The 11,784-nt window shown below is 49.3% G+C and carries 15 protein-coding genes; 4 read left to right on the plus strand and 11 right to left on the minus strand.

Annotated features, from left to right (window positions below):
- Nucleotides 1–69 precede the first annotated feature (69 nt).
- The 11 genes from ACXX53_RS09205 to ACXX53_RS09255 all read right to left on the minus strand — a co-directional run bounded on the left by ACXX53_RS09205 (nt 70) and on the right by ACXX53_RS09255 (nt 9,032).
- Nucleotides 70–2,607, minus strand: a complete 2,538-nt coding sequence (locus ACXX53_RS09205) for an ABC transporter permease (RefSeq protein ID WP_458568326.1) — start codon at nt 2,605–2,607, stop codon at nt 70–72.
- Nucleotides 2,607–3,287: an ABC transporter ATP-binding protein gene (locus tag ACXX53_RS09210; RefSeq protein WP_458568327.1), complete on the minus strand. Its 681-nt coding sequence runs from the start codon at nt 3,285–3,287 to the stop codon at nt 2,607–2,609. Before ACXX53_RS09210 ends, ACXX53_RS09205 begins: the two co-directional genes overlap by 1 nt.
- A 115-nt stretch (nt 3,288–3,402) precedes the next feature.
- Nucleotides 3,403–4,434 (minus strand): sensor histidine kinase, encoded by a 1,032-nt coding sequence (locus tag ACXX53_RS09215; RefSeq protein WP_458568328.1) that lies wholly within the window; start codon nt 4,432–4,434, stop codon nt 3,403–3,405.
- A gap of 10 nt (nt 4,435–4,444) precedes the next feature.
- Nucleotides 4,445–5,131 carry a response regulator transcription factor gene (locus tag ACXX53_RS09220; protein ID WP_458568329.1) on the minus strand — a complete coding sequence of 229 codons (687 nt, stop codon included), beginning with the start codon at nt 5,129–5,131 and terminating at the stop codon, nt 4,445–4,447.
- Nucleotides 5,132–5,300: 169 nt separating this feature from the next.
- Nucleotides 5,301–5,915 (minus strand): YitT family protein, encoded by a 615-nt coding sequence (locus ACXX53_RS09225; RefSeq protein WP_458568330.1) that lies wholly within the window; start codon nt 5,913–5,915, stop codon nt 5,301–5,303.
- A gap of 469 nt (nt 5,916–6,384) precedes the next feature.
- Nucleotides 6,385–6,954: a manganese catalase family protein gene (locus tag ACXX53_RS09230; RefSeq protein ID WP_458568331.1), complete on the minus strand. Its 570-nt coding sequence runs from the start codon at nt 6,952–6,954 to the stop codon at nt 6,385–6,387.
- A 29-nt stretch (nt 6,955–6,983) separates the two neighbouring features.
- Nucleotides 6,984–7,253 (minus strand): spore coat protein CotJB, encoded by a 270-nt coding sequence (locus tag ACXX53_RS09235; protein ID WP_458568332.1) that lies wholly within the window; start codon nt 7,251–7,253, stop codon nt 6,984–6,986.
- Nucleotides 7,246–7,455: a spore coat associated protein CotJA gene (locus ACXX53_RS09240; RefSeq protein WP_458568385.1), complete on the minus strand. Its 210-nt coding sequence runs from the start codon at nt 7,453–7,455 to the stop codon at nt 7,246–7,248. Before ACXX53_RS09240 ends, ACXX53_RS09235 begins: the two co-directional genes overlap by 8 nt.
- 256 nt (nt 7,456–7,711) lie before the next feature.
- Nucleotides 7,712–8,023 (minus strand): hypothetical protein, encoded by a 312-nt coding sequence (locus ACXX53_RS09245; RefSeq protein ID WP_458568333.1) that lies wholly within the window; start codon nt 8,021–8,023, stop codon nt 7,712–7,714.
- 26 nt (nt 8,024–8,049) lie between these two features.
- Complete coding sequence (locus ACXX53_RS09250; protein ID WP_458568334.1) at nt 8,050–8,694, minus strand: nucleotidyltransferase family protein; 645 nt, start codon at nt 8,692–8,694, stop codon at nt 8,050–8,052.
- Between the two features lie 86 nt (nt 8,695–8,780).
- Nucleotides 8,781–9,032 carry a DUF2164 domain-containing protein gene (locus tag ACXX53_RS09255; RefSeq protein WP_458568335.1) on the minus strand — a complete coding sequence of 84 codons (252 nt, stop codon included), beginning with the start codon at nt 9,030–9,032 and terminating at the stop codon, nt 8,781–8,783.
- A gap of 220 nt (nt 9,033–9,252) precedes the next feature.
- Here ACXX53_RS09255 and ACXX53_RS09260 point away from each other — a divergent pair, with 220 nt between their 5' ends.
- From ACXX53_RS09260 to ACXX53_RS09275, 4 genes are all read left to right on the plus strand, one after another.
- A complete protein-coding gene (locus ACXX53_RS09260) occupies nt 9,253–9,678 on the plus strand; it encodes a hypothetical protein (RefSeq protein WP_458568336.1) in 426 nt (141 codons plus the stop codon).
- A gap of 88 nt (nt 9,679–9,766) precedes the next feature.
- The gene (locus tag ACXX53_RS09265; protein ID WP_458568337.1) at nt 9,767–10,135 is read left to right on the plus strand and encodes a hypothetical protein; all 369 of its coding nucleotides are present in this window, start codon (nt 9,767–9,769) and stop codon (nt 10,133–10,135) included.
- 14 nt (nt 10,136–10,149) lie between these two features.
- On the plus strand, nt 10,150–11,409 hold the full coding sequence (locus ACXX53_RS09270) for a DNA polymerase IV (protein WP_458568338.1): 1,260 nt from the start codon (nt 10,150–10,152) through the stop codon (nt 11,407–11,409).
- Nucleotides 11,406–11,726: a YolD-like family protein gene (locus tag ACXX53_RS09275; RefSeq protein WP_458568339.1), complete on the plus strand. Its 321-nt coding sequence runs from the start codon at nt 11,406–11,408 to the stop codon at nt 11,724–11,726. Before ACXX53_RS09270 ends, ACXX53_RS09275 begins: the two co-directional genes overlap by 4 nt.
- Nucleotides 11,727–11,784 lie beyond the last annotated feature (58 nt).

The following is an 11,784-nucleotide window of genomic DNA, read 5'->3' on the forward strand; positions in this document are numbered from 1 at the left end:
AATTTGAAATAAGCCGTTTTTTTCGTAAATAGCGTCTCCTGTGTCCGCAACATCTCCAACTAGCAGATGTTATTCCATCTCTCGCAAGCGCTCCACAATGCTCATCCTGCTCGCCGTGCGATAACTGAGCATAGGCACCGCTAGCGCCATCATTATCAACAGCGGTGTGCATATCGCAATTGGCAATACCGTAAAGTGATAGCTGAAGAACCAGAATTGACCCGCAAAGGCCGATACACCGAAATAAGTCAGCAGCATTCCAAACGTACAGACGATTCCAAGCGTCAGCAACGCAAAGTAAAATCCTTCAAACATGAGCATCTTATACACCTGTCGATTCGTCATTCCGATACTCTGGAGCATCGCAATTTCGTTGCGGCGGGAAATGATGCTCGTCACCATCGAATTGATGAAGTTTAAGATGCCGATCAAGGCGATGATGCTGCATAGCGTGTAGCCTACTCCAGTAAAGGTTGATTGCATGCTCTTGAACTCCTCCGCATAGGTTGCGCGGGATTCATAGTCCAGCATAGGATCAACCTTATCGACATAATGAGCAAGGTACTGTTCCATCGCCTCCGTCTGTTCATCTGTTACGTCGAATACCGTAGTCATAATAGTCGGATGACTGACAAGTTGCTTTATTTCCGTTGCAGGCAGGAAGAATTCCAAACCTAACATACTCGTCCATCTGGATGACATGCTATGCGGAATCGTGCCAAGCGCCATTACTTCATAAGTCTTTTCCTCACCATTTTCAATTGCTAGCGTGACCTGTTCCCCAATCTCATAGATACTCTCAACCGAATCTTCATCTTTATAATTAGGCATGACAACGATATAATCGCCGGACTTGAACTTCTCGGCATCATAGGTTCCTTGCTTAATCTCTAGATGCTCAGCAGCAAATTCATCAAGCCCGTGCAGCTTCATCGGCATCTTCTTATCGGCAAGTACCATGTCCACGGAATATTGCATATCGCGGTCTGTAAGTGACAGCAGCTTAGGGATCAGACGTTGAAAGCTTTCTAGCGTTGTACCAGTTATCGGATGCTCACCTGCGGTAAAATACACACTCCCTATATCCTCGACATCCTCGCGCGAAGCGAGACTTGCCACCAGCTCCTCCGTCACCGTATCCTGACCGCTAAAGCCGATATTTACGTTGAACAAGCCGACATCTCCGATCACGAAATCGGTCTGTATTTCGGTCTCCAGATACTTGTCCATATCGAACCCTGTTACCATTGTATAGACGCTATTGAGCAGGATGATGCTAAGCGATAACGAAGAGAGCACGATCACTGCCTTCTTCTTGTTGCGAAATACGTTCGAGAACGCCATGCGATGAAGCTTCGCGCCGCTGATCGACTTCTTCAGCCCTTTCCGACTCGCCCCGCTCACATCGGTATAGCGAACCGCCTCAATCGGCGATACTCCTGCAGCTGTCTTGGCCGGCTTATTGCAGCTAATGAACACCGTCAGGAGAGCAAATAACGCCGAGCCAACAAAAATGAGCGGATGGATCGAGACTCCCACATGCGACATCGTCATCATCTGCATCACGACCGGCACAAGCGCTGCCCCGACTGCATATCCCGCCAGCAAACCTAACGGGATGCCGACACAGGATAGCAGCCACGCCTGACGCCGCACCAACTTCTTCAACTGCTTCGGAGTCGTACCGATCGTTTTGAGAAGTCCATAGAACTTAATATCCTTTGCTATGGAAATGTAGAAGATGTTATAAATGATTAAGTATCCGCTCAGCATTATGAGCAAGATTCCGCCTGCAACGCCCGCTATCATACCGATGTCCAACGTCATTTGCGTCGGCGCATATGCCCAGTTCACTCCAATTGGGATGTCCCGCTCCGTGAAGCCGTTATCCTCCAAGATGCGGTTCAACTTGCCTTCGATGTTAACGGAATTGTCCAGCATCACATCTGCAAATAACAATCCCGTGTAAGACTGACCATCTCTAGCCCGCGACTGATCGATCCCTGCCAATTCCTGTTCAATAAAGCTCTCCGATACCCAGATCATGCTTGCAGGAATGACGATGTCTCCTTCATAGAAGCCGCTTAGGACAAACTCCTTCTGCACTTGTTGCCCATCGATCGTATACTTTAGCTTCACCTTCTGTCCGACTTCATGCGGAATTCCCAATCGATCTAGCACGAGTGTATCCGTGGCGATCTCATCAGGCTGCTCTGGCATTCTGCCCGTCGTCGGCAGAGCAAACATAAATTTCGCATACGTTTCATCCGCAAATCGGATTTCGGTAGATCGCTTGATCAGTTGTTCATTTTCCGCGACATTCACCATCACAGATAGACCCTGCTCTTTAATGAGTTTGTGATCCTTCAGCTTCTGATACTGCTCTGTTGTTAAGTACTTAAAGCCGCCGTGCGCGCTAGTACCGACCTGCCGCATCGTGCTCTGCTCGACGGATGCCAGCATGCTCGCGCCGATCGTAAATAGGCTTGTAAACAGCATGGTTGTCAGGGCAATCGCCACAATCGCAAACCAGTTGCGCATGCGATTCGCTCTTAGGCTTCTAATAGAGAGCTTCTTAATCGCTTGTTTATTCGGCGTTGCAAGCATTACCTCTTCACCGCCTCTGTGACCACCTTGCCGTCTTCGATGCGGATGATGCGGTCGGCGGTCTGCGCCATCTCCTCATTATGCGTGATCATCACGACCGTCTGTTGGAATCTGTGGCTCGTCGTCTTCAGCAGTGCAAGCACATCCTGACTTGTCTTGCTGTCGAGGTTGCCTGTCGGTTCATCCGCCAGTATAATCGCAGGCTTGGTCGCCAGTGCGCGCGCAATCGCCACTCGCTGCTGCTGTCCGCCGGACAGCTGGTTCGGCAGGCTGTTCAGCTTGCTCTCCATGCCCAGCATATGTAAGATCTCGTCCACATAACTCGTATCCACCTTATTGCCGTCGAGCTCGATCGGCAGAATGATATTCTCGTATACGTTCAGCACGGGCACGAGATTGTAATTCTGGAATACGAATCCGATCTTCCGGCGGCGAAATATCGTCAGCTCCTGATCATTGAGCGCAAACAGCTCCTTGCCGTCCACAATTACTTTACCTGAAGTCGCTCTATCGAGTCCTCCCAGCATATGCAGCAGTGTAGACTTCCCGCTCCCTGACGTGCCTACAATTGCTACATATTCCCCCTGCTCCACATCGATGCTGATCCCGTCCAACGCCTTTACAGCCGTGTTCCCGTGTCCGTACTGCTTCTTCAGCTCATCCGTCTGCAATATACTCAACTGTCATTCCTCCAACCCAAATAGTCTAAACACCTCATGCTTAGACTATAGTCCTCAACCCTTTCGATCGTATTTCTGAAATATAACGGTATTGAAATATTTAGTTATCACCGTCTTAATTCGGCAGAAACACCGAGAACACACTGCCTTGTCCAACACGTGAGCTCACCTTGATATATCCGCCCTGTGCGGTAATGATTTCTCTTGCCAGATATAAGCCAAGACCCACGCCCTCCATATGTGCAGCCTGTCTGCTACGATAGAAACGTTGAAACAGCTTATTAATCTCTCCTTCTTCTATACCCATTCCGTTATCTGCCACGTTAATGCGGGTAAACAGCTCATACTGCTCAACAGTTACCTCAACATTTCCGCCATTCGGTGTATACTTCACCGCATTATGGACGATATTCCCGATCGCTTCCGCCGTCCACTTCGGATCCAGCTGTGCGATGATATCTCGATCACAGTCGAACCGAAGCGCCAACTGCTTGCTCTCTGCTTCACTCGCATACGTCGCGACGGCCTGCGCGATCACATCATACAGAGCCGTCCGCTTCACCTGCGCATTCACGATCCCTGTTTCCAGGCGCGACATATGCACCAGCGCTTGAATCAAGAAGCTGAGCTTGTCCGATTGTGCCGCAATTTCATCAACGAGCTGCGCAGCGGACTCATCCAAGCAGTCATGCTCCTGCAGCAGCTGTGCGTACAGCACGATGTTCGCGATCGGAGTCTTCGTCTGGTGCGAGATGTCTGAGATCAGACTCTTAATGCTGTTCTTCTCTACCTCGATGGCGCTTGATGACGCCCTTGAGATCTCAAGCACGCGGCACAGCTTATTCTCAAGCGCAGATAGGCTGGTCTCATCGTAAGATACATCAACTTGCTTGTACCGCAATGCGTGTTCCATCATATCGTCAAGCTGATCGACCACGCGGGCAATCTTCATTTTTAACACCAAGATTAACGCTATGACAAGCACAGCTACCGCTATGATATACAACCATACAGGCATCATCGTGACATCGCCCTGCCGCTGGATCATGAGCCACATGTAGAGTGCAAACAGAGCAGACACTGTGCCTAGTAAACAGCCGAATACAATATAAGTTGCTGTAAATAAGGAATGAGTCGTCTTGTTCATATGTGCAGCCTCATTCATACGCCCATGTATAGCCAAGCCCATACACGGTCTGAATATATCGCGGCTTCGCCGGATAGTCCTCTAGCTTATTGCGCAATCTGCTGATCGTCACCGTCAATGCATTTTCATCGACGTATTCCGCGCCATCGGTCCAGATCTTATCTACGAGCAGCGAACGAGACATCACATGGCCCCGATTGCTTACGAGCACCTTCAACAGCTTCTGTTCCGTCTTGCTGAGTACCAGCGGCTGCTTCCGCTTGCTGAAATCCATCGCGTCAAAGTCAAATACAAACTCATCTATGATAATCTTCCTGGACACCGTCTCTATCGACTGGCCGCCCCGCCGCAGCATCGCCATCACTCTCGCTCGCAGCACCATAAGGCTAAAAGGCTTCGTTATGTAATCATCGCCGCCAAGCTCCAAGCCCGTCACGATGTCAATCTCCATATCATTGGCCGTTGAGAATATGATCGGCACTGCCGAACGCTTGCGAATGTCCTGACACAGCTCTAAGCCGCTGCCGTCCGGCAGATTCACATCCAGCAAAACCAGATCCATTTCCTGCTTAGTCAGTAGCTCCTTCGCCTGTTCCATCGTATAAGCTTGATGCAGTGTCATATCCTGTTGGCGCAGGGCAAAGCAAATTCCGTTATTCAATGCCGTATCGTCTTCAACGATTAATAGATTATGCATCTAGGATATCTCCTCTTGCTCTTTTGTCGCATCGCACTGTCTCTATCATACTCCACATTTTCCATCTATTCCTAGAGGTCACTTGTCAAACATATGTCAATCGCCGTAAACCAAAAGGAACCGTTCGGTCTCTCTCCTTAGGAAAGAAATCGAACGGTTCCTCAATTCATTATCCATGTTGATGCTGTGCCTTAGGCGCAGGTTTAACAGAAATGACAGGACGGCGATGTACGCCAAACTGTACTGTCCACGTAATAACCTGACCAGCAATACTTACGGATAGAATCGTATACAATGTATCCATAAGCGGCAGAAATGCTAGTGATACTAACAATACCGCAACGTCAAACAGAATGAATACGGTGCCGACACTTAGCTTCGTCACCTTGCTGACATACAGCGCCAATATATCGTCGCCGCCTGTAGCGCCGCCGTGTCGCAGTACAATACCAGCTCCGAAGCCAGTTAGAACTCCAGCGAGTATTGCTGCAAGCAGCATGCTTGAACTCAAGTCAATGACTAGCGTTGAATATCTTTCACATAACTCATAGGTCAGTGAGAATACGACGGTTGCCAAGGCTGTGTTCATAATAAACTTATGGCCCTTCAAGAACCAAGCCACAATAAATACGGGAATATCCAAACATAATACCGTAATCGCAGGTGACCAATCGAACGTATACTTTCCGATCAGCGCCAATCCTACAAAGCCGCCTTCAGCTAAATTGTTCTGAAAATTAATGTGATAATAACTGAAAGCCAATAACATTGATCCTAACATCATCCAACAAAAATTGCGTAATGCTTCGTTTTTCCTCATCTTCGTAACCTCTCGTTTGCAGTTTGAAACTAACTGTGAGAGTACGAAGCGAGGACATTGTCCTTCGAACGTTCCTTCGATTCATTTGTCCCACTCATCCTTCTCCGCAGTTAGTCGTACCATCAAGTGACAGTTTGCTTGCTGCGAGAGGAGCTAAGTGTAGGAAAGATCATAACGTTTCCAGATTGTCCTTTGGGGCATCATCCTTCGGGGACGCATTGGTATCCTGATCCTTTCGATTTAGTTTTGAGGTTTCCCTCAGTTATTGTTATTATACCATAATGTATATGAGGTCTACATAGGACATATCCCTTAATTATCGCTGCCGTTCGGAAATATCCGTATTAAATCGCTTGGAACTTAATTCAATACCAGCTAAAGTTGCTATCCTCCTGTATTTCCTCAATTATGCTACGCAATCCTTCTTCGCCGCCTAGAAAAATCGCTGTGCTCCCCTCTCCTCCTTAATAATCTCGACCGCTTCCCGAAAACGAAGCGAGTGAACAATCTCCCGCTGACGCAAATACTTCAAGCTGTCCTGCAGATCCACATCATCCGTCAGATCGATCAGCCACTGATAAGTGGCGCGCGCCTTCTCCTCAGCCGCGATGTCTTCATAAAGATCCGCGAGTGGATCGCCCTTGGCCTGAATATATGATGCTGTCCAAGGGACTCCTCCTGCATTCTCGTAATACAGTGCGTTATCATGAGCAGCGTAGTGTGCGCCTAAGCCCGCTGCTTCCATCTGCTGAGGTGTGGCATCTTTTGTTAATTTGAAGACCATAGTCGCTATCATTTCCAGATGTGCGAATTCCTCCGTGCCAATATCCGTTAGCAGTCCGATGACCTTGTCTGGAATCGTATAACGCTGATTGAGATAACGAAGCGCAGCCGCCAGCTCGCCGTCCGCTCCCCCATACTGCTCCAGTAGAAATTTGGCCATGCGCGGATCACATTTGTTAACTCTAACCGGGTACTGGAGCTTCTTCTCATATACCCACACCGTTCTTCACCTCTCCCCTGATTTCGGATTCATACTTGCCAAGGCCAGGGCGTCGTAGCCCAAGTAAACGGAACTCCGGCATATGATTGACCAAAATTGCTCAACGAGCCGTATCTTTCCTCGAACATCCGCACCAGCTTGCGCCGCTCGCCGACATAATGGTTATACTGATGGATGGCCTGCGCATCGTCAGGATGCGTATCCAGATACAAATTAAGCTCCACAAGCACGAAGTCTACCTCCTGCAGCTGGAGCAGCATGTGACGATACTCCTCCGTCTGGAATGGATGCTCACTCATCCTGCTCTCCTCCTCTGTTTCGCCTTGGTCTATACGGGCTGTACAATGTCGGCCACAGCGTCCCGACGCGCAGTGCTTCGGACGGCTTATATTGCGGCCAGTTCGGCGGCTGAAATACGATGAACTGGTTCGGCGGAACGACATACGTCTTGAACGGAACGGGCGGACAAGGATCCAGCGGGCTGGAAAATGGCACATACACCCGCTCCTGCGACTGCTCTGGATTACAATTGCCGGCTGCCTTCTCTACCGCGCCTGCATGCTCTCCCCCGACAAGCTCCTTGCCGCTTACGTTGCTTGGGTTCATCCTCTTCTCCCTCCTCTTCCTACACATGCTTCCTTATCAAGTTATGACGAAGGCAGAATGTCTTATGTCCTTGCGCATAAGCGCAACTACAACAAAAAGCAGCGATCGTCACCTACACGAATCGCTGCTTTCTGTCATTTGCTGTGCGCGTTCAACTATTTACCGGCTGACCGCTGCTTTCTATATAAGTTCCATGCTCTAAATAGTGCTTATACACACGGAAAAACACTTTTATCCCAAGCCAATATTGTCGATCTTCTTGAATCGGCGTCAGCCAATAGATCGCGTGATCCATTGCCTCAGCATCCCCAGACGCCTCCAATTGCTGATAACGCTTCAGATCTACCTCAAACATACCTTCAATTGCTTCAGCTTCAATCTCCTCTTCAGGCAGCAGTTCCCGAAATGTATACGTCGCCCGACTATCGTCCATGCTCACAAGTTCAAATGCAACACTGTTCATCTTTCATCCCCCATTGTAACATGTTTCTAATCGATATCCTGCACAAAGGTGCGCGGCCATTGCTCCAGCCACCGTTTTTCCATCAAACGATGCTGAAAGGCCTCACGGTCTTCGAACTTCGGACTTCTACGGATGCGCAGCGCCATCAGATCTTCGAGCGCCGCGGCTCCCCACGGGCTGACGATCGTGAGACTGCCATCCTGCTCCATTCTGACGCCCACAGCCGTCATCACTTCCGTCCAGTGCATCATGGCATCCGCCGTGGATTCATAAGGCTGAGTTCGCCCACTCTTCTTATGCATCCGCGCTTGATTCTTGAATGACCATTTCCGGGCGGGGCATCGCTCCATCATGCAGCGTTCCCAGCTCTTCTCCCGCGCTTCATCCGTGCAGTTCGGATCGTAATAGATGACATCCACATCATTGAGCGGTGTCGGCGTTTCGTAGCCATGGAGCTTGTCCCAGACTAGATTGCGTACATAACCTGCGCCAATGCACCAATCCGGCAAGCCAAGCTCACGCAGAAGTCGAAGCTCTTCCATTCGTTCGACGTCTTCTGCAATCCATGCCGCAATCTGCCGTTCGTACGATTCGAACCGTCCCGTGAGCACCGTTTCATTTGACGCCTCCGAGCACTCCCGTTCTGACCGATCCATTTCCGCCTCAATCATGATTATATCCTCCTTCTCCTACATTATCGCAAACCAATCCGCTTGAACATCATCCAAAATTTTGAAAATGAAGTTTTGTCGCGTTATTAAGAACGCCTTGACGGATGCCGCTCCATAGCGTAAAGCTCATCTTCTATTGCCATAAAGCGATCCGCCAGCATCGCTCTCGTATCCTTTAGAGCTTGATTATAGGCAAGATCTCCAACCGTTTCCATCATAAAATTCATGAACTGCTCTGCCGCAAGCTCACCAATCACTTCATCTCGTTCCAATTCAAAATACTGCTGTACAGCTTGTACCATTTGTTCGCGTTGTTCCTTCGTTAATTGAATATGCATAGCTGTTGTCCCTCCATTTTCAATTTAATTATGTAATGTTTGCCCTATGTTAGCTTATATCTGTTTCGAGCGCGGCTCAACATTGGGCTTGGCATCTTCGCCTATTATAACATTTACCGCTTGATTATCGAATATATGTTCGCTATATTGGGTAATATAAGAACATAGGTTCGTAATATATATAATAATGCATGGATCAATCTTACAGGAGGAATGACCTATGGGCACCCTGAAACATAGCGGAGCAGCCAGCAAACCGCTCGCCCAACAGGCTGAAGACGCCTACCTTGTCAAGCAGCATGTACTTCACACGCTCGTACTTGACGTACTGAAGCGAGACAGCGATCGCTTAGCCCGCTCCCCATTGAAGATGGCGCATGTGTATGCTGAGAGTTTGCGTCAGGCGGAGCAAGAAGTCAAGACGGATCTGCAGCGCATCCGTCAGCAATTTCGCCGCCGCGGCATCAAAGTATTCGAGGAGGAGCGTCAGACGCACGGCGTGCGCGTACAGTACCTGTGCCGCGGCTATAATCATTCGTTCTATATGCTCCGCGGCGTGCTGCGCGCGGAAGTGACCAACTTGATGAAACGCTATCTCCACCTTTCATCCGACGAGCAGCAAGCAGAACCAGCTTCTAAGGAATAATTGCCTGTTGATTTACGAACACCTGTTCGTTGTATAATAAACAGTAGCTTGCAGATCAAGCTGTGAAACAGTCGGAGGAGGCGGAGCTATGGCAGGCTCTCCACTACAGACGGAGGAAGAACTGCTCTTAGTGAAAGAGTCCGTGATCCTCCCTATTATGTTCGAAGTATTAGAGAAGGATATGCAGGAGATGAAGAATTCTGGATTGAAGATGTCAGAGCTTTATATAGACAACTTAAGAACCATACAAACGGCAGTATTAACCAGACAATACGTGCTAAGGAAAGAACTGCGAGCGCGTCAACTGAAGATTATCGAGGTGCACCGTGATGAAACCTTCTTGAAGGTGTCTTATCAATGCAGAGGATATCAGCACAAGATGGATCTGCTCTGGGAATTCGTCAAGGCAAACATTGAGATAAGGTTGACTGCAGATTTTCACCTTAATCTGGAGTAAAGGAAGACCGGCCTATGAGTAAGAAAAGAGTCGTGTTTCTTGCAGACTGCCAATCGTTTTACGCGTCAGTTGAGAAGGCTGCGCATCCAAGGTATGAGCACAAGCCTTTGGCTGTATCAGGCGATCCCGAGCGCCGCAGCGGCATCATCCTCGCTGCCTGCCCGCTGGCTAAAGCGCAGGGAGTAACGACGGCTGAATCCCTATGGGAGGCGCAGCAGAAGTGTCCGGAGCTCATCACGATCAAGCCGAGAATGAGAACCTACATTACGGTTTCTCTGCAGATCATGAGCATACTCGAATCCTATTCCAGCCTCGTCGAGCCGTTCAGCATCGATGAGCAGTTTATCGATGTTACCGACAGCCTCCACCACTTCGGCTGCTCGCCATACGAGCTCGCGCAGCATATTCGCATGAGAGTGCACAACGAGACCGGTATCAATACACGCGTCGGCATCGGACATAATAAGATTCTGGCTAAGATGTCCTGTGACAACTTCGCTAAGAAAAATGCAGAAGGCGTATTCGAGCTGTCGAGAGAGAATATCAGCGAACTGTGGACGCTGCCCGTGAACAAGATGTTCGGCGTCGGAACACGGACGATGCGCCACCTGTCCCGCATCGGCATTCAGACGATTGGCGAGCTTGCGCAAACACCGCTGCCGCAGCTCAAGCAAAGAATGAAACAGTATATGCGGAAAAACTGTGACATCTGGAGCGAGGTGCTGTGGCGAACAGCTAACGGGTACGACAACTCCCCGGTAACGCCGGACGCATTCGACCTCCAGAAAGGGATTGGCCGACAGACGACCCTGCCGATCGACTACGATAAGCAGGAGGATATCGATGTTATCTTAAACGAACTGTCCTTGCTTATCTGCCACCGTGCTCGCGCTAAGGGCTATATGGGCAATGTCGTTCACGCCGGCGCTCAGGGCGCTGATTTCGATCAGCCGACGGGGTTCTCGCGGCAGATGAAGCTGACGGAGCCCACTAACATCTCACGCGAGGTATACACGGCTGCCAAGCAGCTGTTTGCCAAGCACTGGAACGGACAGCCTGTACGCAAGATCTTCGTATCTCTGGATCAACTGCAGAGTGACGCGGTGTACCAACTGACCCTGTTCGATGACCGCGAGAGACAGCGGCAGCTCGAGCATACGATAGATGAGATTCAAGAAGTTCACGGACCCGCCTCCATATTCCTTGGCTCCTCATTGAAGCGTGCCAGCCAGATGAAGTTTCTGAATGCGAAGATTGGAGGACATTACAAATGAAAAAATTATCAGGCAACGGCCTATGGGAGTCAAGCCGCATGATGTTGTTCGAGCATCGGGATGCTATTTTAGAGAAAAAGTCACAGAAATCATACAAGGCGCGCCCTTCATTCGACGAGCAATTTTGGGAATCGCTTATAGAAAAGCTTAGCGATGCTTATCAAGCTCAACTTAGCGTACAAGTGCGTATCTACGGCAAACTGCAGGATGACACGCAGACAGGCATCATTTCACATATAGATCCAATTACCCAACGCATCAAACTAAATGGAAAATGGATACGAGTAACCGATATTGTTGAGGTGTCAGAGGAATAGCGTGCGGTCCGCTCGTAGAACAGAAAGAGATATCTCTTATCCCGGCTGGGACATAAGA

The sequence above is a fragment of the Paenibacillus marinisediminis genome (assembly GCF_054343325.1).